General features: G+C 61.3%; 25 protein-coding genes, 1 tRNA gene and 1 pseudogene. 10 read left to right on the top strand and 17 right to left on the bottom strand.

What is annotated here, in order from left to right; translation table 11 throughout:
• Positions 1-51 precede the first annotated feature (51 nt).
• The 5 genes from CIT25_RS23100 to moaA all read right to left on the bottom strand — a co-directional run bounded on the left by CIT25_RS23100 (position 52) and on the right by moaA (position 4,295).
• Positions 52-834, bottom strand: coding sequence for an ABC transporter substrate-binding protein (locus CIT25_RS23100; RefSeq protein ID WP_095486849.1), 783 nt, complete (start codon positions 832-834; stop codon positions 52-54).
• 203 nt (positions 835-1,037) lie between these two features.
• Positions 1,038-1,547 carry a molybdopterin-guanine dinucleotide biosynthesis protein B gene (mobB, locus tag CIT25_RS23095; RefSeq protein WP_095486847.1) on the bottom strand — a complete coding sequence of 170 codons (510 nt, stop codon included), beginning with the start codon at positions 1,545-1,547 and terminating at the stop codon, positions 1,038-1,040.
• Positions 1,544-2,170 carry a molybdenum cofactor guanylyltransferase MobA gene (gene mobA / locus CIT25_RS23090; RefSeq protein WP_095486845.1) on the bottom strand — a complete coding sequence of 209 codons (627 nt, stop codon included), beginning with the start codon at positions 2,168-2,170 and terminating at the stop codon, positions 1,544-1,546. Before mobA ends, mobB begins: the two co-directional genes overlap by 4 nt.
• 59 nt (positions 2,171-2,229) lie before the next feature.
• On the bottom strand, positions 2,230-3,150 hold the full coding sequence (locus tag CIT25_RS23085; RefSeq protein ID WP_095486843.1) for a DMT family transporter: 921 nt from the start codon (positions 3,148-3,150) through the stop codon (positions 2,230-2,232).
• Positions 3,151-3,299: 149 nt separating this feature from the next.
• On the bottom strand, positions 3,300-4,295 hold the full coding sequence (gene moaA / locus CIT25_RS23080; protein ID WP_095486841.1) for a GTP 3',8-cyclase MoaA: 996 nt from the start codon (positions 4,293-4,295) through the stop codon (positions 3,300-3,302).
• Positions 4,296-4,494: 199 nt separating this feature from the next.
• Here moaA and CIT25_RS23075 point away from each other — a divergent pair, with 199 nt between their 5' ends.
• From CIT25_RS23075 to CIT25_RS23060, 3 genes are all read left to right on the top strand, one after another.
• Positions 4,495-4,848, top strand: coding sequence for a gamma-butyrobetaine hydroxylase family protein (locus tag CIT25_RS23075; protein WP_095486839.1), 354 nt, complete (start codon positions 4,495-4,497; stop codon positions 4,846-4,848).
• Between the two features lie 183 nt (positions 4,849-5,031).
• Positions 5,032-5,670 carry a glutathione S-transferase family protein gene (locus tag CIT25_RS23070; protein ID WP_095486837.1) on the top strand — a complete coding sequence of 213 codons (639 nt, stop codon included), beginning with the start codon at positions 5,032-5,034 and terminating at the stop codon, positions 5,668-5,670.
• Positions 5,671-6,092: 422 nt separating this feature from the next.
• Complete coding sequence (locus CIT25_RS23060) at positions 6,093-6,704, top strand: pyridoxamine 5'-phosphate oxidase family protein (RefSeq protein ID WP_095486833.1); 612 nt, start codon at positions 6,093-6,095, stop codon at positions 6,702-6,704.
• A 20-nt stretch (positions 6,705-6,724) separates the two neighbouring features.
• On the opposite strand, the gene CIT25_RS23055 is transcribed toward CIT25_RS23060, so the two are convergent.
• On the bottom strand, positions 6,725-7,177 hold the full coding sequence (locus CIT25_RS23055; protein WP_091590958.1) for a MarR family winged helix-turn-helix transcriptional regulator: 453 nt from the start codon (positions 7,175-7,177) through the stop codon (positions 6,725-6,727).
• A 47-nt stretch (positions 7,178-7,224) separates the two neighbouring features.
• Between CIT25_RS23055 and CIT25_RS23050 the strand changes: the two genes are divergently transcribed.
• The gene (locus CIT25_RS23050; RefSeq protein ID WP_095486831.1) at positions 7,225-8,136 is read left to right on the top strand and encodes an alpha/beta hydrolase; all 912 of its coding nucleotides are present in this window, start codon (positions 7,225-7,227) and stop codon (positions 8,134-8,136) included.
• A gap of 16 nt (positions 8,137-8,152) precedes the next feature.
• Here CIT25_RS23050 and CIT25_RS23045 read toward each other — a convergent pair whose 3' ends face one another.
• Complete coding sequence (locus tag CIT25_RS23045) at positions 8,153-8,764, bottom strand: TetR/AcrR family transcriptional regulator (RefSeq protein ID WP_095486829.1); 612 nt, start codon at positions 8,762-8,764, stop codon at positions 8,153-8,155.
• A 100-nt stretch (positions 8,765-8,864) separates the two neighbouring features.
• Here CIT25_RS23045 and CIT25_RS23040 point away from each other — a divergent pair.
• A pseudogene (locus CIT25_RS23040) lies at positions 8,865-9,610 on the top strand (3-oxoacyl-ACP reductase family protein).
• A 212-nt stretch (positions 9,611-9,822) separates the two neighbouring features.
• Complete coding sequence (locus tag CIT25_RS23035) at positions 9,823-11,775, top strand: L,D-transpeptidase family protein (RefSeq protein WP_095486827.1); 1,953 nt, start codon at positions 9,823-9,825, stop codon at positions 11,773-11,775.
• A 23-nt stretch (positions 11,776-11,798) separates the two neighbouring features.
• On the opposite strand, the gene CIT25_RS23030 is transcribed toward CIT25_RS23035, so the two are convergent.
• From CIT25_RS23030 to CIT25_RS23020, 3 genes are all read right to left on the bottom strand, one after another.
• Positions 11,799-12,275 (bottom strand): hypothetical protein, encoded by a 477-nt coding sequence (locus tag CIT25_RS23030; RefSeq protein WP_095486825.1) that lies wholly within the window; start codon positions 12,273-12,275, stop codon positions 11,799-11,801.
• Positions 12,276-12,456: 181 nt separating this feature from the next.
• Positions 12,457-12,708 carry a PepSY domain-containing protein gene (locus CIT25_RS23025; protein WP_095486823.1) on the bottom strand — a complete coding sequence of 84 codons (252 nt, stop codon included), beginning with the start codon at positions 12,706-12,708 and terminating at the stop codon, positions 12,457-12,459.
• Positions 12,709-12,838: 130 nt separating this feature from the next.
• Positions 12,839-13,909 carry an ABC transporter ATP-binding protein gene (locus tag CIT25_RS23020; RefSeq protein ID WP_095486821.1) on the bottom strand — a complete coding sequence of 357 codons (1,071 nt, stop codon included), beginning with the start codon at positions 13,907-13,909 and terminating at the stop codon, positions 12,839-12,841.
• On the opposite strand from CIT25_RS23020, the gene CIT25_RS38135 reads away from it, so the two are divergent.
• Positions 13,908-14,039, top strand: coding sequence for a hypothetical protein (locus CIT25_RS38135; RefSeq protein ID WP_280953382.1), 132 nt, complete (start codon positions 13,908-13,910; stop codon positions 14,037-14,039). The two genes, CIT25_RS23020 and CIT25_RS38135, sit on opposite strands and share 2 nt — an antisense overlap.
• Positions 14,040-14,056: 17 nt before the next feature.
• On the opposite strand, the gene CIT25_RS23015 is transcribed toward CIT25_RS38135, so the two are convergent.
• From CIT25_RS23015 to CIT25_RS22995, 5 genes are all read right to left on the bottom strand, one after another.
• Positions 14,057-14,932 (bottom strand): carbohydrate ABC transporter permease, encoded by an 876-nt coding sequence (locus tag CIT25_RS23015; RefSeq protein WP_095486820.1) that lies wholly within the window; start codon positions 14,930-14,932, stop codon positions 14,057-14,059.
• Position 14,933: 1 nt separating this feature from the next.
• Positions 14,934-16,001, bottom strand: a complete 1,068-nt coding sequence (locus tag CIT25_RS23010; RefSeq protein WP_095486818.1) for a carbohydrate ABC transporter permease — start codon at positions 15,999-16,001, stop codon at positions 14,934-14,936.
• 69 nt (positions 16,002-16,070) lie between these two features.
• Positions 16,071-17,279 (bottom strand): ABC transporter substrate-binding protein, encoded by a 1,209-nt coding sequence (locus CIT25_RS23005; RefSeq protein WP_245329957.1) that lies wholly within the window; start codon positions 17,277-17,279, stop codon positions 16,071-16,073.
• Positions 17,280-17,789: 510 nt separating this feature from the next.
• Positions 17,790-17,864 (bottom strand) — tRNA-Val (locus CIT25_RS23000).
• 127 nt (positions 17,865-17,991) lie between these two features.
• Positions 17,992-18,675, bottom strand: coding sequence for a phosphoglycolate phosphatase (locus tag CIT25_RS22995; protein ID WP_095486814.1), 684 nt, complete (start codon positions 18,673-18,675; stop codon positions 17,992-17,994).
• A gap of 153 nt (positions 18,676-18,828) precedes the next feature.
• Here CIT25_RS22995 and rpiA point away from each other — a divergent pair, with 153 nt between their 5' ends.
• The 3 genes from rpiA (at position 18,829) to gor (ending at position 21,652) form a co-directional block, all read left to right on the top strand.
• Positions 18,829-19,557, top strand: a complete 729-nt coding sequence (gene rpiA, locus CIT25_RS22990) for a ribose-5-phosphate isomerase RpiA (RefSeq protein ID WP_095486812.1) — start codon at positions 18,829-18,831, stop codon at positions 19,555-19,557.
• Positions 19,544-20,110 (top strand): DUF2059 domain-containing protein, encoded by a 567-nt coding sequence (locus tag CIT25_RS22985; RefSeq protein ID WP_095486811.1) that lies wholly within the window; start codon positions 19,544-19,546, stop codon positions 20,108-20,110. Before rpiA ends, CIT25_RS22985 begins: the two co-directional genes overlap by 14 nt.
• A 153-nt stretch (positions 20,111-20,263) precedes the next feature.
• Positions 20,264-21,652, top strand: coding sequence for a glutathione-disulfide reductase (gene gor, locus CIT25_RS22980; RefSeq protein WP_095486810.1), 1,389 nt, complete (start codon positions 20,264-20,266; stop codon positions 21,650-21,652).
• A 55-nt stretch (positions 21,653-21,707) separates the two neighbouring features.
• On the opposite strand, the gene mgtE is transcribed toward gor, so the two are convergent.
• Both mgtE and CIT25_RS22970 read right to left on the bottom strand, forming a co-directional pair.
• The gene (gene mgtE, locus CIT25_RS22975; protein ID WP_095486809.1) at positions 21,708-23,072 is read right to left on the bottom strand and encodes a magnesium transporter; all 1,365 of its coding nucleotides are present in this window, start codon (positions 23,070-23,072) and stop codon (positions 21,708-21,710) included.
• Between the two features lie 357 nt (positions 23,073-23,429).
• The gene (locus tag CIT25_RS22970) at positions 23,430-25,316 is read right to left on the bottom strand and encodes an ABC transporter ATP-binding protein/permease (protein ID WP_167391086.1); all 1,887 of its coding nucleotides are present in this window, start codon (positions 25,314-25,316) and stop codon (positions 23,430-23,432) included.
• Positions 25,317-25,687: the final 371 nt, after the last annotated feature.

Genomic DNA, 25,687 nt, shown 5'->3' with positions numbered 1-25,687 from the left:
CTTGTGCGAACGGCGGGAATGTCCCGCCGTTCGCTATCAGATCCATAAGGATCAGGACTCGCCGCCGTAGACGTCGTACTTGAAGTACTTGTCGTTGATTTCCTTGTACTTTCCGTTGGCGCGGATGGCGTCGATCGCCGCATTGAATTGGTTGACCAGCTCGGTCTCGCCCTTACGCACCGCGATGCCGGCGCCCGGACCATGGATCTTGATGTCAGGCGCGATCGCACCGATCACCTTGCAGCAGGCGCCCTCAGGCGTGGCAAGCCAGCCTTCGAGAACAGTGATATCGTCGTTGACCGCATCAACGCGGCCATTGGCGAGATCGAGCTGGTATTCCTGCGCGGTGGGGTAAGGCTTGATCGTGCTGTCGGTGTAGGTTGCGGTCGAATAGTTGAAATGCGTAGTCGAACCCTGCACGCCGATCGTCTTGCCGGCCAAGTCCTCCTTGGTCACGCCCTTGATGTCGCTGTCCTTGGGCGCGACGATTGCCGGTGGCGTGTTGTAGTATTTGTGGGTGAAGTCGACCTTCTCGGCACGCTCCGGGGTGATCGACATCGATGCGACGATGGCATCGAATTTGCCAGCCTGGAGCGCCGGGATGATGCCGTCCCAATCCTGCGCGACGAATGTGCACTTCACCTTCATCTCGTCGCAGAGTGCCTTGGCGATGTCGATGTCGAAGCCCACGAGCTGGCCGTCGGCGGTCAGGTTGTTGAACGGAGGGTAAGCGCCTTCAGTGCCGATCCTCAAAGTCTTTTCCTGAGCCTGGGCAACGCCCAGCGTCAGCAGCGCGGCCGATGCGGCGAGCGCTATACGCAATGCAATACGCATGATGGTCCTCTCTGTATGTCCCGGCCGTCGTTCCAAACGGCTCTGTGGGCGGTGCTTTTGACCGCCCGCTGGCGCGATACTCCCACTCTTTCCCCAAAAAAAGCAACTGCAAAAACCGTTGCTTCCGGGATTTGCATTCGTGGACAATGATGACGTTGGGGCAGGCATAATAGCGGCGAAAAAGGGCCCCTTCGCAAATGCCCTCAGCGCTTCATGCCTGTCGCGCGCTCGATGAAGTCGGCTATCGATTTCGTGTCGTCGAGATCAAAGACAGGCAGGCTTTCGCCCGCTATGGCGAAGTCGGCGGCGATGGCGACGATATGCGGATCATTTGCCGAAAGCGGTGCCCGGTCCTTGGCCTCCAGCCGCCGTGTTTCGATCTTGCTGTGCGCCTCACGCTTGTAGCCTTCGACCAGCACGATGTCGAAGGTGCCGAGCCGCGACAGGATCGTGTCCAGCGTCGGCTCGTCCTCGCCGCGCAATTCATGCATCAGGGCCCAGCGCCTGTCTGACACAATGGCGACTTCCGTGGCTCCGGCCTGCCGATGGCGAAAGCTGTCCGCTCCCGGCTTGTCGATGTCGAAATCATGATGGGCGTGTTTTACCGTCGAGACTTTCCAGCCACGCCGGACAAGTTCGGCGACCAGCTTTTCGGTCAGCGTCGTCTTGCCGGAATTCTTCCAGCCCGTGATGCCGAAGACGCGTCTCATCATGGCCTCATGGTCTGCAACAGACGTTCGGCTTCGGCAAGGTCGTCGGGCGTATTGATGTTGAAGAAAGGATCAATCTCGTGCCCACCGGAGTTCCACATCGGAAATTCGACATCGACAAAGCCGTGCCGCTCGATGAAGGCGAAAACCCGCCTATTGTCTTCATTGACCAGGAAACGTCGCAACGCGTCGTGCAGACCAAGCGGCCAGAGCGCGAACGTCGGATGCCGCTTGCCACCCGAACTGGCGACAGCGATCGCGCCGGGACGTTCCTTGACCACCGCGGCCAGCCGCCCGACCACATCCTCGGGAAAGAACGGCGTGTCGCCAGCGACAGTGACGACCACACTGCAAGCCATGGACGCCCACTCGAGGCCGGCAAGGATGCCGGCAAGCGGTCCCGCGTAACCCTCGACCGTATCGGCAAGCACCGGCAGTCCGAACTTGGCAAAGCGTGTCGGATCGCCGTTGGCGCTCAGCGCCAGCGGTCCGACTTGCGGGGCAAGGCGCGCGACGACATGGTCGAGCACGCGGCGGCCTCCCAGCGCAAGCAAGCTTTTGTCGCCACCACCCATTCGCCGCGACTGGCCACCGGCCAGAATGATCCCTGCAATATCTCGGTTCATCGTCTGCTGTCTTCTCGCCGGCCCCAAATCGTCAGGTTCCAGCGACCCTCGGGGCTCGTCTATATGCCGTCCGGCGCCATATCAGGTCCAGCGCTTTCGGCGGCTGTCTTTCGCCGGCCGACGATCCGTTCGCGGTAAAGTGTGTAGAGGCCGGAGCCGACGATGACGGTGGCGCCGAGTATCATCGGCAGGTCGGGGACGTCACCGAAGATGAACAGGCCAAGCAGGATCGACCAGAGCAGGGCTGTGTAGCGGAACGGCGCGACGAACGAGATGTCGCCCACCCGCATCGCCATGATGATGAACTGGTAACCGATGACCACGAGCACTGCCGCAAGCGCTAGCAGCGCCGTGCTTTTTCCCGTCATCGGTGTCCACCCACCCATTGGCGAAAGCAGTGCCGCGCCCAGCACTGTCATGGCAAGTGCTGTGGCGGTAGACACCAGCAATGTCGGAACGGCCTGCGGTATTCGCGTGGTGGCGAGATCACGCACCGCGCAACAGGCGACGCAGGCCAGCGCCAGCAGGGAATAGATGCTGAACCCCTCGAGGCCGGGCCGCACAATGATCAGCACGCCGGCAAAGCCGATGGCGATGGCCAGCCAGCGCCGCCAGCCGACGCCTTCATTGAACACAAGTGCTGCGCCCATCGTCACCGCAAGCGGCAGCGCCTGCAGCACGGCCGAGACGTTGGCAATTGGCAGATGGGCAAGAGCAATGAGAAACGACACGGTAGCACCGGCTTCGCCGGCGACACGCACCGCAACCATCGGCTGCAACATCGAGCCGGGCAGGGCAAGCGCACCGCGTTGCCAGGCAAGCAGGCCTATAAAAAGCGAAGCGAAGGCGCCGCGGATCAGCATGACCTGCGCCATGTTCATGGATTCCGACGAGAATTTGCTGATCGCGTCGTTGAGGGTGAAGCCACTCATGGCCACCATCATGAACAACGCGCCGCGCAGGTTTGGCGAAAGAGGCAAGGGCGTTACCGGTTGTGGTTCTGCATCAAGCCTCTAGCAGCCGGCTGCAAAACAGCAACGTCAAAGGGCTAGTCCACAGCCGTTCCGTGGCCCGTTACATCCTCCTCGCAAGAGCGGCAGGATTTATTTCGGCGGTGTGAGCGAGAAGATCAGCCGCCGGTGACGCTCATGTGCCGCGACACCGATGGACGGTTGGTGCGGCGGTCGATGATGAAATCATGGCCCTTCGGCTTGCGGCCAATGGCTTCATCGATGGCGTCGGCGACCAGTTCATTGCCTTCGGAGGCACGCAACGGCGCGCGCAGGTCGGCGGCATCTTCCTGGCCGAGGCACATATAGAGCGTGCCGGTGCAGGTCAGCCGGACGCGGTTGCAGCTTTCGCAGAAATTATGCGTCATCGGCGTGATGAAGCCGAGCTTGCCACCAGTCTCGGCGACGTGGACGTAGCGGGCCGGACCACCGGTCTTGTAACGAATGTCGGTCAGCGTGAACTGCCGCTCCAGTGCTGCGCGCAGCAGCGACAGCGGCAGATACTGGTCGGTGCGGTCGGCATCGATTTCACCCATCGGCATGGTTTCGATGACCGTCAACTCCATGCCGCGGCCGTGCGCCCAGCGCAGCATTTCCGGCAGCTCGGCGTCATTGAAATCCTTCAGCGCCACCGCATTGAGCTTTACCTTCAGCCCCGCCGCCTGCGCAGCGTCGATGCCATCCATGACCTTGTCGAGATTGCCCCAGCGGGTGATCTGGCGGAATTTTTCCGGGTCCAGCGTATCCAGCGAGACATTGATGCGCTTGACCCCGCAATCGGCGAGCTCAGCGGCAAAGCGGGAAAGCTGCGAGCCATTGGTGGTCAGCGTCAGTTCTTCCAGCGCACCACTTTCGAGATGACGCGCAATCTGGCGGACGAGATGCATGATGTTCTTGCGCACCAGCGGCTCGCCGCCGGTAAGACGCAGTTTCCTCACACCCTTCTCGATGAAAACCGTGCACAGCCGGTCGAGCTCTTCCAGCGACAGCAGATCCTTCTTGGGAAGGAACGCCATATCTTCGGCCATGCAATAGGTGCAGCGGAAATCGCAGCGGTCGGTGACCGACACGCGCAGGTAGCTGATCGTGCGACCAAAAGGATCGATCATGTCCATGCTCGTGCGTTTCCCGTGGCTGCGAACGGCATCGTTATATATGGCTATGTGATACGATCCAACCTGCTATTCAAGATAAGAGGTCTCGATCTTTGGTAACATCGCGCCGCCGACAGATTGCGTCGGAAGTTTCGAAGCGGCCTTTTCCCGTTGCGTGAAGCGGCGTAGGGAAAGGACAGATGATGCGGAATCTATCACCATGACGGCGCCGAAGGAACTGAGGGTCTCGAAGGACCGCAAGCTGCTTACCGTGACCTTCCCTGACCATCAGCCGTTCGAATTGCCGGCGGAGTTTCTGCGTGTTGTCTCGCCATCGGCCGAAGTGCAGGGCCATTCGCCCGAACAGCGCGTGACCGTTCCCGGCAAGCGCAATGTTGCGATCCTGAAGATCGAGCCGGTCGGCAACTATGCCGTCCGCATCACCTTCGACGACTTCCACGATACCGGCATCTTCACCTGGAATTACCTGCATACGCTGGGCCATGAGAAGGAGGCACGCTGGGCCGCCTATCTCGCCGAGTTGGAAGACAAGGGGCTAAGCCGCGATCGTTGAATGGTTCCCGCACGACGCCCTGGTCAACGCAGGATCGCCAGTATTTCGCTGGTGTCGTGATAAAACGGCGTGCCTTCGATCAACCGGTCATCCTTGAAGCATAAACCTCTTTCAGGTCGAGCCAAATGCCATTCGCAACCAGTGCATAGTGAAACAAGAAAGATACGGTTTTCGGAGGAACTAATGCATTACACACTTTATGCTGCGCCAGGCTCATGCTCTTTTGCGCCTCACATCCTCATGGAGGAGATTGGAAGACCATATTCGCTAGCGTTGATGTCTCCCGGCCATCCCGAAACCAAAACCGACGAATTCCGTCGATTCAATCCGAAAGGGCGAATCCCTGTTCTCATTGCCGAGAATTTCACTCTCACTGAAGCGCCGGCAATTTTGTTGCACCTGGGCCTGACGAACCCAGACACGGGACTCCTGGGAGCGGATGCAGCAAATGTCGTCCGTTCCATCGAATGGTTTAACTGGCTATCCAGTGCGGTTCACGCGGTCGCCGTCCGAATGATCTGGCGCGCCGACTTTTTCTTACCGGATGAAACGATGTACGCGCCGTTGGTTGAAAGAGGAAAGGAGCATTTGGCCTCCGCATTTGCTCTTATAGATACCAAGATGAAGGACCGAGTTTGGGCAATAGGAGAGTGCTACTCAATCGTTGATCCATATTTGCTCGTATTCTATCGGTGGGGAAATCGTATGGCCATTGATATGCAAAATACTTATCCAGCTTGGACCACTCATACTCGTCGACTGGAGGAACGTGCGGCTGTGCAACGAGCTATAGCGCAAGAAGGAATATCCCTCTGGGAGTAGCTGTTGCATTGCCGAATCCAAAGATTGGCAAGGCCACCGATCAATACTCGCTCGTGCTTTAATCTGGTAGCGTTGTTTATCGGGAAACCAACGCTATGGCCTCGATAGGGCAAGGACTGCGGCTCATGCACGACAATCTCGGCATGAAATGCGCTAGCAAGCGTGTCGAGGCTCGCCGGCCCTGATTGCAGGAAGCGCATTTCAACCTCGAACATGTTTTCAAGAAGTTCCATGGCGGTGCGTCGCCGATCGAGTGGTTTATCCATTTCGGTCTCCGTGATCAGTATCGTACGGTTGACGCGACTTGCCCCTTATATCGTTGGTTCGACACCCGTTTCCAGACAACCGAAAAGACGTGCAGCACGTGTCGTCAAAACGTCACGGATATGGAGTAGCGGCGGCGGATACTCGGAGACGAAAACATGCCCGTCATCACCACGGTCGAACAGCTCGAAGCGCTTTATGGCCTGCCCGGCGAGACCTCGCTGGTCAAGGAACTCGACCATGTGATCCCTGAATACGCTGCCTTCATCGAAGCCTCGCCCTTTGTCGCGCTCGCGACCAGCGGGCCGGAAGGGCTGGATTGCTCACCGCGCGGCGATCTCGCCGGCTTTGTTCGCATCCACGATCCGAAAACCCTGATGATGCCGGACCGGCGCGGCAACAACCGTGCCGATTCGCTGAAAAACATCATTCGCGATCCGCGCGTCGGCCTGTTGTTCCTGGTCCCAGGCTCCGGCACGACGCTGCGCGTCAACGGCCGCGCCCATATCACCACCGACGCCGCGCTCTGCGCCTCGTTCAGCGTCGACGGCAAGCCGGCGCGCTCAGTCACGGTCATCGATGTCGATTCGGTTTATTTCCAGTGCGCCCGCGCCATTGTCCGGTCGGAACTGTGGAACCCGGCGAGGCATGTCGATCCGAAATCGCTGCCGACACCTGGAACAATCCTGGAAATCACCAGCCGGAAAGGCATCGACGGCGAGGCCTACGACAAAGAGTGGCCGGAGCGCGCGAAAAAGTCGATGTGGTGAGCGGATCGCTACCGGCCCCGTCACGCTTCCTTGAGAACGTCGGCAATCTTGCGCATCTGCTCGCCGATCATATCGCATTGCTCCGGCGTCGACTGGCTCATCGCTTTCTCGATCAGCGCCATATGGACCTTCAGCGCCTGCATCAGAAGTTCCGTGCCGGCTTCGGTCAAGGTAAGCCGCAGCACCCGCTTGTCCTTCTGGTCACCTTCGCGGCGCAGCAGGCCGCGTGTCTCGAGTTGCGGCAAAAGCATGGTGATGTTGGAACGGCCGACCAGCAGCCGGCGGGCGAGATCATGCTGCGACATGCCGGGATGGCGGTAAAGGTTCATCAGCACGTCGAGTTGCGCCGGCTTGAGGTCAAGCGGCGCGAGCTTCACCGCCAGCGTGCGCTCCAGCACATGGCAAGCGCGCGCCACCGCGACCCAGTTGCGAAACCGCGGGTTGTCCCAGGGTAGCTCTTGTTTAATGTTCATGTTTGAACTATTATGTTCATGCTTGAACGAATGGATGGATCGCCACTATGGCATCATTTGGATTGAAGGTCATCCGGGGCGTGTTTGCTGCCGCCGAACATGTGGCTCCCCGCCTTACCGGGCGCGCGGCGTTCGAACTGTTCTGCCGCACGCCGAACGCCAAGATCCTCAGCGACGGCGAGCGACGCGCCGTCGACCGCGCCGCCGGCTTCATGGCCGAGGCGCGCCATCATCGGCTGAAGACCAAAAACGGGTGCGTCATGGCGCATGAATTCAGGCCAGAGCCGGGCAGGCGGGCCGTCGGCACGGTGCTCGTCATCCATGGCTGGCGTTCGCGCACCGAATATATGCGCACGCTGATCGAAGGCTATCGTGACGCCGGTTACAAGGTTGTCTCGCTCGACCTGCCGGGGCACGGCCAGTCGCAGGGCCGCCGACTCACACTGGTCAGTGCTGTCGAAGCCGCACGGCTGACCGGCGAATGGTTCGGCCCGTTCGTGGCGGTCGTCGGCCATTCCTTCGGCGGCGCCGTCGCCGCCAATGCCGTCGTCGGTTCGGTCAAGAACATTCCGCCGCTGGCGGCCGAGCGGCTGGTGCTGATCGCGGCCCCGAGCTCGCTGCCGGCGATCTTCAACGATTTCAGCCGCATGCTCAGTGTCGGCCCACGCTCGCAGGCCGCCATGGCGGACCGGGTCGAACGCATCGCCGGCCGGCCGCTGCACGAATTCGTCGGCGACCGCCAGCTTGCCCGCACGCCAGTGCCAACGCTGGTCATCCATGCGCCGGACGACCGCGAAGTGTCCGCCGACCATGCGAGGCTCTATGCGGGCGCCGGCGACCACGTCACGCTCTACTGGGCGGACGGGCTCGGCCATCGCCGCATTCTCGCCGACAAGGGCGTGGTCGAGCGCGCGATCGACTTCGTTGCCGAACACCGGGAGCCGGTATCGCTGCATTAAATGCCGCCGGCGTTTGTCACGTGTCGGTGCCGGCCATCCCCTTCCACGCTGCCATCGCACCGGCGACAGTCGCCATAAGGGCGGCGCGCGATGCGCCGTCGCGCGCCTGGATCGACATGCCGTGCTGCACGGTCGCATAGAACGTCGCAGCCACGCGGCAATCGAAGTCTGCCGGCAATTCGCCTTCCGCGACGCCACGTTCCAGCCGTCTCAGCAAGGCTGCGCGGTTCTCGGCGCGGCGGCGGCGCAGATCATCGCAGATGGCGCCGCGGCTTGAGTCCTGGTGCAGCGCGCCGAGCGCGATCAGGCAGCCTTGCGGACGATCGGTCTGCGAATAGGCCTTGGCCGTCTGGCGCAGAAAACGCTCGACCGCCTGGCACGCCGTCGGCGCCTTTTCCAGTGCGGACCAGATATCGGTGCCTTCGACCTGCGTGTAGAGCTCGACCGCTTCGAGAAAGAGCGCTTCCTTGCTGCCGAAGGCGGCGTAGAGGCTTGGCGAGTTGATGCCCATCGCCGCGGTCAGGTCGCTCATCGATGCGCCCTCATAGCCCTTGGCCCAAAACACCTCCATTGCGCGCCGGAGGGCAGTGGTTCGATCGAAGGTGCGGGGGCGGCCTCGTTCCGTCATGGCATCCTTTCTGTGTTGATTGATACATAAATCTGTTGACGCATCCGGGCAAGGCTGGCAGACATTTATGTATCGATCATTACAGAAAAGGAGTAAACGAATGTCTCCCATCGGCTTGAATGGCAAGGCCGCGCTCGTCACCGGCGGCAGCCGCGGCATCGGCGCGGCGATTGCGCGAAGGCTCGCGGCCGACGGCGCCAGCGTCGCGCTTACTTACGTGAATGGCGAGGAGCAGGCCCGTGCGGTCGTGGGAGAAATCGAGGCGGCCGGCGGTCGCGCCGTTGCCCTGAAGGCCGACAATCGCGACGCTGCCGCAATCCGAGCGGCGGTCGGTGAGACAGTGAAGGCCTTCGGGCGGCTTACATCCTCGTCAACAGCGCCGGCATCTGGCGCGCCGCGCCGATCGATGCATTATCGCTCGCCGACTTCGATGAAACCATGGAGGTCAATGTCAGAGCCCCGTTCGTGGCCTCTAAGGCGGCGGCAGTGCATATGGGCGAGGGCGGCAGGATCATCTCCATCGGCAGCAATCTGGCCGAGCGTGTCACCGACACCAGCCTCAGCGCCTACTCGGCCAGCAAGGCGGCATTGGTCGGCTTGACCAAGGCATTGGCGCGCGACCTCGGTTCACGCGGGATCACCGCCAACGTCGTTCATCCGGGCTCGACCGATACCGATATGAACCCGGCCAGTGGCCCGCACGCCGAGCACCAGCGGCAGAAGATGGCGACGCCTCGCTTCGGCAAGGCTGAAGAGATCGCCGGCATGGTCGCCTGGCTGGCCGGTCCCGAAGGGCGCTTCGTGACAGGCGCCGCATTGACCATCGACGGCGGCGCCAACGCCTGACCCGTGCGCTAGTTCCCAAACCGGAGCGGGACTCAATCCGCTCCGGTTGCCCCGGTGTCGTGAAACTGTTCTGCAACAGACCTTCCCAAAATTTATGGAAGCTTAACGAAATCGGTATGAATCGGTATAGTCGCGTCTTACACCCGTCATACGGTGGGCAAGACCGTCAAGCGTGCGGAACGGGAACCGGTTGCAGCCGGAGCGGGTGATCCATGAAATTTCTCGGAAACAAAGCAACCGTGATGCCGCTTGCGGCGATCGCGGCAATGCTTGCCTTCGGCATGCCGCAGGCAGACGCCCAGGGGCTTTTCGAGAGGCTTTTCGGCGGCGGCATCCGGCACACACCGCAAGGTGATTTTCCCCCGCCGCCGTCGAGGCAGAAGTCACGATTTAAGCCAAACGCAACGGCGCCGGCCGTTTCCCGAAGCGCAGGCAACAAGCGCAGCGGCGGAGGGGGCGGTGCCGTCCAAATCAGCAGCCCGTCCTATTACACCTACAAAAGCGATCCACTGGTGCGCGTCGACTTCTCGACGCTGGCGGTAACGCCGGGGCCGGCAATGCCACAGGATGCCGCCTTCCAGCCGTCTTCCGCCACTCCATCTTCAGTTACTGGCGCCGCCTTCCGCGAAGCGATCGCCGGCCTTGGTGACTACGAACTCTATGCTGAAAAAGACATCGCCAAGGCGCTTGTTGCCTATTACTCGGCCAATCCTGATTTTATCTGGGTAACGGGAGCCAGCGCTAACAGCCGCGCGCAGGACGCGGTGCGGGTGCTTGGCGAGGCGGCGAGCTATGGCCTCACACCTGCCGACTACACGGTAGAAGTGCCCGCGGCCAGCGTATCGACCAGCGATGCCGATGCGCGGCTGAAGGAGCTCGTCCGCTTCGAGATGGCACTGTCGGCGCGAGTCCTGCGCTACGTTCATGACGCGCAAAGCGGTCGCGTCGACCCCAATCGCATGACCGGATATTATGATTTTCCGGCCAAGCCGCTCGACATGGAAGGCGTGCTGAAAACGCTGGCACGCACCCAGCAAGCGCGCACCTATCTCGAATCACGGCATCCGCAGAACGTGGAATATCAGGCGCTGCGCGTCGAACTGGAATCGCTTCAGGCCAGCGCCGAAGACGAGATCGTCGTCGATCCCAAGCTGTTGCTGAAGCCAGGCGAGACCAGCCCCGAACTGCCGAAGCTTCTGGCGAAGATCGCGCGCAACCTCGACGACGAGATGGGCGGCGCCTATGGCGAGATATTGGCCCGGCTCGCCACCAGCGAGGTCTATGACCCGGAACTGGTGCCGGTTATCAAGGCGGTGCAGAAGAAGGCCGGCATGAAGGGCGACGGCGTCATCGGGCCGCGCACCGTGGCGGCGCTGGCTGGAACGTCCAAGGTCGACAAGATCCAGAAGGTAAAGGTCGCGCTGGAAGAGTTGCGATGGTTGCCATCCGATCTCGGCAGTCCGCGCGTCTTCATCAACCAGCCGGCCTTCACGGCGAGCTACATCGAAAATGGCGAGGAGAAGCTGAAGACCCGCGCCGTCATCGGCAAGACCACCAATCAGACATCCTTCTTCTACGATCAGGTCGAGCAGGTCGACTTCCATCCTTATTGGGGCGTGCCGCAGTCGATCCTCGTCAACGAGATGCTGCCCCGGTTACGCCGGGATCCCGGCTATCTCGACCGCGCCGGCTACGAAGTGGTCAATGCGCGCGGCAAGCGCATTCCCTCCTCCTCGGTCAACTGGGGCGCTTATGGCGCGAAGATACCTTATGGCGTGCGCCAGCTGCCGAGCGAGGCCAACGCGCTGGGCGAGCTGAAGATCCTGTTCCCCAACAAGCACGCAATCTACATGCACGACACGCCGCAAAAGTCGTTTTTCCAGCGTGACATGCGCGCACTCAGCCATGGCTGCGTTCGTCTGCAGGATCCGCGTGGCATGGCGGCTGCCGTGCTTGGCACCTCGGTCGACTATATCGCGGAGAAGCTGAAGCACGGACATTCGACCGAAAAGGTGGCGCGCACGATCCCGGTCTATGTCGCCTATTTCACCGCCTGGCCTGATATGTCCGGCAATGTCGAATACTTCCATGACGTCTACGACCGCGACACGCGGCTGCAGCAGGCGCTGGACAGCACGGAAGCGGTGCGCTCGCCGGCAAGCTGAGACTAAGCCTTGGTCGATCCGTCCTAACGTTGGGAGAGCGGGCGTCGGAAGCCGGCTTCGCGCCCGGCGATCAGCCAGTAGACCAGACCGGCGACAAGACCGGCGGCGGCGATGATGCCGATATCGGCCCAGCGCTCGGGGCTGATATCCTCCGGCGCGCTGGGCCAGATCAAGGCGAAGCCGGCAGCCGCTGCCGCGGCGCCGAAGACCATATGCAACAGGAAATTGCGCAGCGAAAACAATTCGGCGATCAGCGCGAAGATCAGCGTCTGCAGGCCCGTCAGCACGATCGTCAGGAAATAGATGAACATGCCGAGCGGCGGCACGACCAGCGCCGCGATCGGGCTGACCCCCATGAAATCGAAGTACCCCGGCGCATTGGGCAGCGAACTCAATGCACCATAGATCGTGGCCACAGCGATCAGCCCGACCAGCACCGCAACGAAATAGCCGGCGAGCATCATCAGGACGCGTTTCGCCACATGCTTTACCGTCGCCATGCCCACCCCCGTGCGGCTCAATGATAACGCTGCAGTCAGCCATCAAAGGCGCATCGGCGCAAGGGGACACCGAAAAGCGTGCAGGAACTCGCCCCCGCTCTTGGTGACGCGACGGCGCTGCCAGTCTCCGAGGGATGCCACCAAGCTGCGCACGTATTTGCATGGAGGAAAGTGCGGCGATCTATTTCGGCTCGGCGGTCACGGGATCATAGGTGATTTCGACTTTCGCCTTGTCGGTCGTGTAATAAGTAACGGTGTAGGCGCCGCTGTCCCAGGCGACCTCGTCGACGTAACGAAAGTCGTCGCGCTGCTCGACCTTGGCGATTATTTCCGACAGTTTCCTGGCATTCTGGGGCGGCAGCGGGCTTTCGTCCGCGGCAAATGCCGATCCGCCGACAAGCAGCACGGCGGCCGCCAAAACAAATCTGGACATGGCTTTCCCTCACACTTCGACGAGTAGAAACTCGCGGCCATGCAAGTTTGTTCCGGGGTTCTGGATGCACACTCGCGAATCGCGCCGATGCATCGCGTTGTTGTTGCTCACGTTACGGCGTCTGCAGCGCTCATCCCTCCTCGGGGAAGAGATGGGCCAAGGCCGTGTCGAACGCGAGTTCCAGAGCGTCACCCGGTTGAAAGATCTTGTCTTCATTGAAGGCCGCAATGAGCTCGCGATCGTCGCGAAGCGTCAGGTCCACAACCGTCTCGCTGCCCAACCGCTCGGCATGTGCCACGACGCCATGCAGCATGCCTTTTCCAGATTGCACCGCCCGGAGGTGCTGCGGACGGATGCCCAGGATGGCCTTACCGTCTTTCCGGAAGGGGCGTCTTCTGGTCGCCACCCTGATCGGCTCCAGGGCTCGGTTGCCCACTGTTGCCGCTTCGCCATCGAGGTCGAGGACGTCGACTGTCAGGAAATTCATCGACGGGGCTCCCAGAAAACCGGCGACAAACCTGTTGGCCGGCTCGTGATAAAGCTCCATCGGCGCTCCGATCTGCATGACTTGACCGTCCTTCAGGACGACGATCCTGTCGGCCAGCGTCATCGCCTCGACCTGGTCGTGGGTGACATAGATCATCGTTGTGCCGAGTTGCCTGCGCAGCCGGCCGATTTCCATGCGCATGTCCATGCGCAGCGCGGCGTCGAGGTTGGAGAGCGGCTCGTCAAACAGGAATACGGCCGGTTTGCGCGTGATCGCGCGCCCGATAGCGACTCGCTGGCGCTGGCCGCCCGAAAGCTGACTTGGGCGGCGGTCGAGCAAATGTTCCATTTGCAGGATGCGTGCGGCCTCGGCGACCTTCTGTTCCTTTTCCTGCTTGGAAGCGCCCGCGATCGTAAGACCGAACGCAATATTCTCGCGCACGGTCATGTGCGGAAAGATGGCATAGCTCTGGAATACCATCGCAACACCGCGTTCCTTGGGTTGGAGCTCGTTGACCACCCGGCCTCCGATCTCGAGGATCCCTTCGGTCATCTCCTCGAGCCCGGCGATCATGCGCAGCAAGGTGGACTTCCCACAGCCGGACGGTCCGACAAAGACGACGAACTCGCCATCGTTGATGTGGATATCGACGCCTTTGATGACGTCGACGCGGCCATAGGATTTCTTGATGCCCTTGAGCGAGACCTCAGCCATGAGCGATGGCTCCCGTTTCCTGGTTCATGTGTCGCAATTCGGGGTCACCGGTCGTTTTTTCGTCCTTGAGGAAATAGCCGTGTCAGCGCTTGCCGTCATGGGCACGCTGTCCCAGACCCGCTGTCTTTAAGCGCGACAACCATGTATTCAGCCCTTCACGCCGGTAGAGGCGATCGATGCGATGAAGGCGCGCTGCAGGAAGAGATAGAAAATCAGCACCGGGACGGTGATAAGGGTGAGATAGGCCATGACCTCGCCCCAGGCGACGTTGAGTTGAAAGAAGTAGCCGAGACCGACCATGATCGGGCGATAGTTTTCCTGCTGCACCACGATGAGCGGCCAGAGATATTGGTTGTACATGACGAGGAACTTCAGGATGGCGGCAGTCGCCAGAACCGGTCCTGAAAGCGGCATGACAATGCGATAGTAGACCTGCCACCAGCTCGCGCCCTCCACCCGGCCCGCCTCAATCAGCTCGCCCGGCAGCCCTTTGAAATATTGCACGAACAGGAAGATCGTCAGCCCGTCGGCGATCCAGGGGATGATCTGCACCCGGTAGGTGTTCAGCCAGCCCCATTGCAGCCCCTCGAGCCCGATCCAGGGCAGTTTCGAGACCAGGAGCAGGAGCGGGATAGCGATGGTTTCGAAAGGGATGATCAGCGTGGCGATGACGATCGAGAGCACCACGTCGCGCCCCTTCCACCGCAGGAAAGCGAAGGAGAATGCGGCCAGCGAACAGATCAGCAACGAGAGAAGGACGGTCGCCCCGGTGACCAGAACCGAGTTCAGGACGAACAGGGCGACCGGCGCCCGCCGGAACGCTCCGAAATAGTTGTCGAGGCTGATGTCCCCGACGGGCAGGAAGGCACGCAGGCTGGAGGTGTCCGCGAGGAGCTGATTGTCGGGCTTGAAGCTCGAGTTGATCATGAACACGAGCGGAAAGATAAAGATCAGCGCGATCAGGCACAGCACCAGATAGCGGACGAAGAGCCTCAGGCCGTAATTGTCGGGATCAAAAGCCATCTTAACGCTCCCGAGTCAGCCAGCGCTGGATGAGTGAGATCGCGAGCACGATCGCGAACAGGATGACCGAGATGGTCGAGCCGCCCGAGATGTCCTGCTTGCCATAACCGCGCTCGACCGCCTGGAAGACTAGAGTTTGGGTGCTGTCTCGCGGGCCGCCGTTGGTCATCACGTCGATCTGGGCGAAGAGCGCGAAGCCCTGCATGGTGATCACGACAAGGACGAGCACGGCGGTGTTGCGCAGGCCCGGCCAGGTGACATAGCGGAAGGTCTGCCATTTCGAAGCCCCTTCGATGGCGGCGGCCTCGTAGAGCGTGGGGCTGATCGTCTGCAACCCGGCCAGCCAGATGACCATATGGAAGCCGACGGCCTGCCAGATCGACATGGCCATGATCGCGGGCAGCGCAGTCGAGGGATCGCCCAGCCAGTCGACGGGCTGGAAAAGACCGAAGCTGAGGCCCTGGAGAATGCTGTTCAACAGCCCGTTCTGGCCGTCATAGATGAACCGCCAGAGAAGCGAGACCACGACGATGGAGACCACCACCGGCATGAAGTAAATGGTCCTGAATATGCTGATGCCCCTGAGCTTCTGGTTGATGAGCAAAGCAAGCATAAGCGCGAGGCCGCCCTGCACCGGCGCCACGACCAGAACGAACAGGAAGGTGTTTACCAGCGCCTTCATGAACACAACGTCTCTGGCGATGACGACCATGACGTTCTCGCCGGACTGCCACCGAAACCACTCACGCATGCCGCGATATTGGGGATAGTCGTCGCTACGGGTGATCGCACGCAGGCGGGGGTACTGGATTTCGCCGGCCTCGTCTCGGACCACTTCGCCAGCCTCGTCGCGCTCTGGCTCGAGGGTCACCACCGCAAAGCCCAGGAGCTGACGATAGTTTTCCAACCCGACGAACTGGGTGGGGTTCGGTGACAGCAGTCGCTGATTTGTCAATGAGAGACCGATCGCGAAGAAAAACGGCAGGACGATGAATGTGAAGATGAGTGCGAAGCCCGGCAGGGCGAATGTCCAGCCCGTCCGGTTCGACAGGGTTAGTTTCGACGCCATTTGCGATATCCGCCCAGGAACCCAGAAAGCGTGGAGTCCGCGGCCGGCGAGGACCCCGGCGCGACAGAACTACCGATGGCCGTAGCCGCCGTTGCTTTCGATGTCGGCGTCGATCTCGTCGACCGCCGCATCAAGCGTGTCGGCCACATCGGCACCATTGGCAATGTCGGCCAGTGCCTTGGTGAAGACCTTGGCCTGGACCACGTAGCCCGGGGTCACCGGGCGCACCAGAGCTTGTGCTTTAGAGAGGTCGAAGAACATCGCGAGCGGGCCGCCGTCCTTGTAGTTCTTTGTCATCTGTGCCGCCGAGGGCGTGGGCGGGATCAGGCCGATGCCGTCGGAGAAGGCGGCCAGATATTTGTCCTGCGCGGCGAACTTGATGAACGCGGCAGCACCTTCCGGATGCTTGGACTTGGCCGAGATGCCGAACTGCCATGAGCCCGCGCCGATCTTGTTGCCCGCGCCGAAGTCGGGTGCTGGAAGGAAGACAACGTCATCCACGGCCGCCATCGTCGCCACCGCGCGCCAATTGCCGTTCCACTGGAAGGCGAACTTGCCGTCGATGAAGCCGGTCTGCTGATCGGCGGGGTCCTCACTGGTGCCAGGCGCATAGCCTCCGGTGAACAGCGATTGCCACCACTTGCCAAAGGCCTGTGCAGCCTCGCCGTTCAGCGCGCCTTCCGCGGTCCGGTAGGTCGAACGGTCGACGATGTCCCCGCCGAAGCTCTGCAGGAACGGCGAGAAGGCATAGGAATACCACTCGGCTTGGTCGTTCATGCCGAGATCGAGGGCAAATTCATACTTGCCGGAGGCCTTGGCGGCATCGAGCGCGGCCATGAATTCCTCACTCGACCAGGGCTTGTCGACGGTCGGGGTGCGCAGGCCCAACTCGTCCAGTGTCGATTGGCGTGCAAAAAGCGCCACCGCCGCGTCCCACAGACCGACCGAATAAAGCTTACCGTTCCACACACCTTTGGTGCCGGGCAGGAAGTCGGCGAATTCGCTCTCGTCGATCGGCAGCGGCTGCAGATAGCCGGCCCAGGCCCAATTGGGCATGATGGGCCCATCCACATCCAGGATGTCGGGCAGGTTGCCCGCCAGCGCCGCCGCCGCGACGGAATCGTTATAGCTCTTCTCTGGGAAGCTCTCGATACTCACCGTCCAGTCGGACTGGCTGGTGTTGAAGTCTGAGATGATCTGGTTGAGGGTTCGCGACTCCACCTCGTTGCCGGCGCCGTGATACCACAAGGTCAACTTCGTCTGCGCCAGCGCGGGCACACACAGACAAGTCGACGCGATCATCACACCGGCGAGGTGTTTTGTCAGGTTCATTGGCTATTCCTCCCTTTTGACGGACGCTGACTGAATTCAAGGTCACCCCCGAGGCCCGCCAGGACACCGGGCCGGAAGCCAGCGTCTTGGTTTCGGGTCGGCCGCTACGGGCCCTTGATGGGGTCCAGCAATGTTCGCGGAAGCCGGACGCATTTGCAATTGCGCAGTTTCACCTAGTCGGAGCAGGAGGTTGACGGCGATTTCCCCTCGTCAGTTCCCGGGGTACAACTATTGAGATAGCAGCTCACCTAGGACGATTTCGTCGTCCGTCAACTTTCTCCCGGCCGCGTTCAATATGCAGGTTGAGTGATTCCAAGGTGGATAGCGCTTAGTGATGTGTCCCCAACTGCCCGGCGGATCGCATGAACCGGGTCGTGGCAAACCCGGCGACGAGGCAGAAGTTCGAAGCGTAGGCGACCGCGAAGCGGATGATAGCTTCGCACTGGGAGCGGGTATTGGTGGGCGATGCAGGGATTGAACCTGCGACCCCACCCGTGTGAAGGGTGTGCTCTCCCGCTGAGCTAATCGCCCGCTCGTTGCCCGAAGGCCAAGCGCGCCGCGATATAAGGGAGGCAGGCCTGGGAAGTCAAGGCGATGTGCTGGCGTTCCGACGAAGACCGAATGCAACCCGCCGGGACACGCCCGGTCGCCGTCGTGCTCAGCGCCCCGCAGCGGCAATTAGGCGTTCTGCCAGGCCAAGCGTCAGCGCATCGAAATGCGAGATCACTGCCGACGGTTCGAATTCGCGCACATGGCGGTCGGTATAGCCGAAATCGACCGCCACCACGGGAATGCCGGCGGCTTTCGCCGTATCGATGTCGGTCTGCGAATCACCCACCATCAGCGCAAGATGTGGATTGCCGCCGGCCAGGGCGATGGTTTCGGTCAGATGGCGCGGGTCGGGCTTGCGGAACGCAAACGTGTCCTGACCGCAAATCGCTGCGAAATGCTTCGCCAGGCCGAGCGCCTCGATCAGTGCCACCGAGTTGGCTTCGTATTTGTTCGTGCAGACGGCCAAGAGATAACCGGCTGCCTCGAATCGGGCGATCGTCTCGACGACGCCGGGGTAGGGGCGTGATTTGCCCGGGATGTTGTCGGTGTAATGATCGAGAAACAGTTTCAGCAGCCGATCATGCTCCTGGCTTTCCAGCGATCTCTGCTGCGCGGCATGGGCGCGCTCGATCATCACCCGTCCGCCATGGCCGACGAAGCGCCGGAAGCCGACCTCGTCGACGGCTGCGAGTTCGCTGGCGGCAAGGCTGTGGTTGAGGCTGTCGAGCAGGTCCGGCGCTGTGTCGATCAGCGTCCCGTCGAGGTCGAACACGATGATCGGTCGGGTCATGGCCTGTCCTGTGGCGATTGCTTCGTTGGCAGGCGATAGCCGCTGCGATCCATTCAGGCAAGCCGCTCAGTCAATCCACAGCCAAGGTCTTTGACCGGACTTGCAAAAATGCTAGGAGCGCCGAAACAAATTTTTTGGGGCGCGACACGCAGCATGGATGCGAGGCAACTGAAGGTCGAAGCCGCACGGGCAGCACTTGCCCATGTGAGCGACGGCATGCGGCTGGGCATCGGCACCGGCTCGACGGCGGAAGAGTTCGTGCGGCTGCTCGCCGAAAAGGTCGCTAACGGCCTCACTATTGTCGGCGTGCCGACCTCGGAGCGCACCGCCATCCTTTGCCGCGAGCTTGGCGTGCCGCTGTCGACGTTGGAGGAAACGCCTGAACTCGACCTTACTGTCGACGGCGCCGACGAGATCGATCCGGCGCTGACATTGATCAAGGGCGGCGGCGGTGCGCTGCTGCGCGAAAAGATCGTGGCGGCGGCTTCCGCCCGCATGATCGTCATTGCCGACCGTTCGAAGATGGTCGAGACGCTCGGCCGTTTTCCACTCCCCATCGAGGTCAACCCATTCGGCCTGCGTGCCACGGAAATCGCGGTCGCCGCGGCAGCCGGAAGGCTCGGCCTTTCCGGTCCCGTCACATTGAGGATGACGGAGCGCGAGCCTTTTGTTACAGACGGCGGCCATTTTATCCTCGATGCATCTTTTGGCCGCATTCCGGATACAAGAGCGCTTTCGAATGCTCTCCATGCCATTCCGGGCGTGGTCGAGCATGGTCTTTTCATCGGGCTGGCATCAACAGCTATTATCGCGGGCGACGGCACCCAATCCGTCTATGCCGCCCGAAAACCAGGGAGTTCTATCGATCATGATGTTGCATAACCGGGTTCGCCGTTTTTCTGCCGTTCTGGCAGCCTCAGCCGTCTTTGCGTTTTCATCGCCGGCGTTTTCGCAGGACGTCACCGACGGGCATCTGAAGGCGGCGCGCGCCGCAGTCGCGGCTATCCACGCCACGGACCCGTTCGACAACATCCTGCCGCAGGCCGCCGCCGCGCTTCAGCAGCAGCTTATCCAAAAGAACCCGGACATGCAGGAGCTGATCGGCAGGGCCATCAGCGAAAAGGCGATGGCGCTGGCCTCGCGCCGCGCCGATCTCGAGAAAGAAGCAGCCATGGCCTATGCCAAGGTATTTTCCGAAAAAGAGCTTACCGAAATCGCCGCTTTCTACAATTCCGATTCCGGCAAGAAGCTGCTCGACAGCGGCCCGGCCGTGACGCGTGAACTGCTCAAGGCCGCCGATATCTGGCAGAACGGTGTCGCTCGCGATCTCGCCCAGCAGGTCGGCGAAACGCTCGCCGCGGCAGCAAAGGCCGCAGCACCGGCAAATGCCGCGGCTCCTGCTGACGGCACGCAGCCGGAAGCACCGAAGAACTGAGCACATTTTCCGGCGGCGTTATCGCTGCTGGACCGGAAGCCCGGCCGCCGTTGCGCACATCCGACAGCATGCGTGGCGTGGTGGTCCGGGCTTTTCTTTTGATGGTTTGCAGCCTACCTGTCTCAGACATTTTGAAGGGCAAGGAGCCGCACCATGGCCGGTTACGACTACGATCTTTTCGTTATCGGCGGCGGCTCCGGCGGGGTGAGGGCGGCGCGCGTCGCGGCAGCACTAGGCAAGCGCGTCGGCATTGCCGAGGAATACCGCTATGGCGGCACCTGCGTCATTCGCGGCTGCGTGCCGAAGAAGCTCTATGTCTATGCCTCCCAGTTTCCCGAACACTTTGCCGACGCCGCCGGTTATGGCTGGACCGTGCCGCAGGCGAGCTTCGACTGGCAAACACTGGTTGCCAACAAGGATCGCGAAATCAGCCGGCTGGAGGCTATCTACAGGAAGAATGTGCAAGGCGCCGGCGGCGAGACGTTTCAGTCGCGCGCCATGCTGGTCGATCCCCATGTGGTGCATCTTCTCGGCGAGGACCGCACCGTCACCGCCGACCAGATTCTTATCGCCACCGGCGGCCGCCCGGCACCGCACCCCGCTCTGCCCGGCCATGAGCACTGCATCTTTTCCAACGAGGCCTTCGACCTGAAGGAATTGCCGAAGGCAATCATGATCGAAGGCGGCGGCTATATCGCCGTCGAATTCGCCAACATCTTTCACGGCCTCGGCGTCGACACCACGCTTGTCTATCGCGGCAAGGAGATCCTCTCCCGCTTCGACATGGATCTGCGGCGCATGCTGCACGAGACGATGGAAAAGAAGGGGATAAGGATACTTTGCCATGCTGTATCCGAATGGGTGAGGAAGCGCCCGGACGGACGGCTAGACGCCGTCGTCACCGGGGGCGAGGTGCTGACGATCGATCAGGTCATGCTCGCCATCGGGCGTCTGCCCAACACCGAGAGCATGGGTCTGGAAGGTGTCGGCATTGAATTGTCGAAGACCGGCGCGATCCATGTCGACAAATACTCCCGCACTAATATCGACAACATCTGGGCGATCGGCGACGTCACCAACCGCGTGCAGTTGACGCCAGTGGCGATCCACGAGGCCATGTGTTTCGTCGAGACCGTCTTCAAGGGCAACCCGACCGCGCCCGACCACGATACGATCGCCACCGCTGTCTTTTCGCAGCCCGAGATCGGTACGGTCGGCCTGTCGGAAGACGAGGCCATAAAGCGTTTTTCCGACATCGAGGTCTACCGCGCCACCTTCCGGCCGATGCGGCATACACTGTCCGGCCGCGACGAAAAGATGCTGATGAAGTTGGTAGTCGACGGCGCCTCGAAAAAGGTGCTCGGCGCCCATATCCTCGGACCAGATGCCGGCGAAATGGCGCAGCTTCTCGGCATTCCGCTGAAGGCGGGGCTGACCAAGGATGACTTCGATCGCACAATGGCCGTGCATCCGACCGCGGCGGAAGAACTCGTCACCATGTACAAGCCGACCTACCGGGTGAAGGACGGCGAGCGCGTCTGACGCGCCAAGAACCCATCGCGGCAGCGAGATTGCCGCGACGGAAGCGCGAGAGTTGTTACAGCAGCGTGCCGCGCAGGATCACCAGCGCCACCGAAAAATAGATCACCAATCCGGTGACATCGACAAGCGTGGCGACGAACGGGGCCGACGCGCTGGCCGGATCGAAGCCGATCCGCTTCAGGGCGAACGGCAGCATCGATCCCGACAGCGAGCCGAAGGTGACGATCCCGATCAGTGCAGCACCGACGGTTGCGGCGATCAGTTGCCAGTGCGGGCCGTAATCATAGAGGCCTAGATACTGCCACAACGTGATGCGGCAGACGCCGACGACGCCGAGGATCGATCCAAGCACCAGTCCGGCCGGTAGTTCGCGCAGGGCCACCCGCCACCAGTCGCCAAGGCCGATCTCGCGTAGCGCCAGCGCTCGGATGACCAGAGAGGTCGCCTGCGAGCCGGAATTGCCGCCGGAACTCATGATCAGCGGAATGAACAGGGTCAGCACAACAGCCTTCTCCAACTCGCCTTCATAGCTCTGCATCGCATTGGCCGTCAGCATCTCGCTGATGAACAGCGCGCACAACCAGCCGGCGCGTTTCTGGATCATGGCGAGAAAACTCATCTTCATGTAGGGCTCTTCCAGAGCCTCCATGCCGCCGAAACGATGGACGTCCTGCGTCGTCTCTTCGATCATCGTGTCGATGATGTCGTCGACGGTGACGATGCCGAGTATCTTCCCGTTCTCGACGACCGGGACAGCGAGCAGGTCATACTTGGAAATGAGGTGCGCAACCTTTTCGCGGTCGGTCAGCGGCGAAACGGTCACCGGCAAGCGATCTGGAGCGATCGCCATGATCGGATCGTCCGGCTCGCCGGTGATCAGCCGGCGCAGGCCGGTCGAGCGCACGAGGACGTGCGTCCGCGGGTCGACGACATAGATCGCGTAGACGGTCTGGCGGGTCCGCTCCACTTTGCGGATATGGTCCAGCGTACGGCCCACGGTCCAGTCCGAGGGCACGCTGACATATTCCGTCGTCATGATGGAGGCGGCGCTGCCTTCGGGATAGCCAAGAATCGTTAGCAGCGTCGCGCGCAACGGCGGCGCGAGGCCGTCGAGCAGCTCGCTACGTGCCGGCTCCGCCAGATGGCGCGATATGTCGGCGGCGCGGTCGACCGACATGGCGGCGAGGAGTCTACCCGCTTTGACACGAGGCAGCGCCTCGACGAGCTCGGACGCGCCATCAAGCTCGGGCTGGTCGAATATCTCGACCAGCCGCTCGAAAGGCACTTCACAGAGCAGTTCCGTCGCTATTTCGCGAGGCTCCCGGTTCAGTGCCTCGACAATGTCGGCGACATGATCGTTTGCGAGGATACGGGCGATCGCGGTGGCATCGCCGCGCGCTACGAGGGAAGATTCGTTCATGGCTCACTCCTTGCCGCCCGGCAGGACGTGAACCGGTCAGGTCACGTTCAGGCGGACGGCGGTTGCGTTCGACTGTGACTGTCGCCAGGCATGGCGCGGTGACCTTTCTGCTCGCGGGTCAAGGCATGACCCCGAAAATCGAATTCGGCTTTCGGAAGAGGATCATGCCCAAAATCAAAAGTGCTACAGCGTCATTTGCGCTGCAAGCCGGCGGAACATAGGAGGGCGCCCGGCCGAGTCAATCGCAATGGCGGCTGAAAACGGCTGCGGATGGGTCAGATCGCAAGACTGTGATCGCTGTCGGATGCGCTGCGGCGAGGCAGGACCCAACAATGGGCAGCAATCGTCATGTCGCCGCTATTTCTGCCTGATGCGGCGAGGGAAGCGCAGCCATTTTTCCTCGACCGGCCTTGGGTGCGCGAGGATGGTGGTGAGCTCGACCGGCAGGCTTGGCGCCAACGGCTTCTTGGTCGCGACACCGTCCGCGATGGTAACGATGCTGTGGTAGAATTCGGCGCCCGAAAGCGACCTTGGCGGCACGGCCTCGTGCATGATTGAGATCACCGTGACGTCTGGACAATTGTCCTTGATCGCCTGATGGAAAGCGATCTTCCCTTCGGGATCGAGCGCGCCGGTCGCTTCGTCGAGGAACAGCAGGCCCGGCTGCTGCAGGACGATACGAGCGACAACCAGCTTCTGTTTCTGGCCACCCGAAAGCACCTGGTCCCAGTTCATTCCCTCGCGGCTTTCATCAGCCATGTGTTCGATGAAATCGCCAAGGCCCGCTCTGTGCAGAGCCGACGCAACCTGCGCGTCGGTGTGATCGTGCTCTGAGCCGGGCAGGCAGACCAGTTGCTTCAGCGAGACCTGTTGCAGCTTGACCTCTTGGGCGGCATAGAAACTTTCGACCCCTTCCGGGAATACGATGGTACCGCGGCCATAGGGCCACAAGCCGTTGATCGCCTTGATCAGCGATGTCTTGCCGCAGCCTGATTCACCCTTCAGGAACGTCCACTCGCCGCGTCGGAAGCGCAAATTCGCGGCGCTCAGGAAGGGCGAGGCGTCCTCGCCCTGATGGGTCAGCTCCAGCTTCTGGATGGTCAAGCCGAAAACCGGGTTTTGGCGGTCGTAGCGGAAATCGGAGCAGCCGGTGAGACTGTAGAATTCCTGCGGATGCTGGACATTTTCGATCGCGTTGGCGAGTTCAGTCACGCGTTGGCTGTTAGCCCGCAGCGCCGCGATGGAAGGCATGACATGGATGAACCACGAGCATTGACTGATCAGCGAGTTGACCATCTCTGAGCCGGTTATGTAGCCCTTGAGGTCGAAACGGTTGTGGATGTAAGGCACGAGGCCCGGCGCATAGGCGACAATGCGGGCGCCGATGAAATTGTAGATCAGCTCGAACGAACGGTAGCCGGTGTTGACGATGTTCAGCCGCGCCCAGGTGCGGTCGATGTCGACATAAAGCCGGTCGTGCATCGTCTTTTGCACATTTTCGCCCTGTGACGCGGCGACGTGGAAACTACGGCGCAGGAACGTGGTCAGCTCGCCGCGATAACTGCCTTCGGACTGCTGCATCCTGATATTGAGCCGTTCCAGCAGTCTGCCGACCTTCACCGCGATCCAGGTGTTCAGTGGCACGTATATGGCGACCGCCAGGAAAGCCAGGACCGCGCTGCCATAGCTGCCGAGGAACTCAAGCCCTTTCACCTCTACCGAGGTTTCAAGCAGTTTCTGGCCGACGAAATAAAGCGATGTGGCGACAGCCATGACCCCAATGGCGAGGCCGATGGCTCCGCCGGTCATGTCCTTGATCGATTCCTGGACGCGCTGGTCGATGTTGTCGGGAGCGGCGGCGCCGGAGGACCCATGCTGGGCGTGGAAATGCGTATGGTTGGTGTCGAGAAGCGCTTCGTTGAAACGGCTGTCCAGCCAGCCGCGCCATTTGCGATGCAGCGTCGCCGAGACAAAGGTGCGGATGCCGGTAAAGCCCGCGTCCTTGAGCACGACCAGAAGGATGAGCATGCCGGCGTTGGTAAGCAGCGATGCGAGCGGCGTAGTGTTCGCGGCATCGTGATAAAAGGCAATCGAGTTGACCAGTTCCCCGGATGCTTCGGCGAACCAGACGCCAGCCTTGCTGGAGAGCGCGGTGAATAGCGCGATGACCAGCGTTAGCGTCCAGGCCTCCACCCAGCGGTCCGAGAACCAGTAGGCCCGCATCAGTCCCCAGAAGCTGCGCATCGAGGAAACCGGTGTCAGGAGCGGCGGCCTTGCGGCACCGCGGAGCCATTTTTCCGATATTGAATGTCGCTCTGGTCTACCGACCCGAATCACTATCCGCCCAAACCTCTTTTAGTTTTGTTACAGACAGTAACACCAATTGATCATTTTCCATTATCTTTTCTCGGCCTACCGGGGGATTGACCCACTCGGCGTTGCCATCAAGCAACAGAATTCAGGACCGCCATGTCATGCGGTCTCGTTCCCGAAGGCATATTGTCCCTATAATTTCAATGGCTTGTCGGCCGACATATGCGAACGTGGGCACTTTCCCTTAGGGAAGCCCTTCACACAGTTTTGTGAAAAGTCGATCAGCCGATTTTATGCCGCGG

This window comes from Mesorhizobium mediterraneum (genome assembly GCF_002284565.1).
GTDB classification, from domain to species: domain Bacteria; phylum Pseudomonadota; class Alphaproteobacteria; order Rhizobiales; family Rhizobiaceae; genus Mesorhizobium; species Mesorhizobium mediterraneum.
Note: the sequence above shows the minus strand (reverse complement) of the source record. Positions and strands in the feature narration are given on the sequence as shown.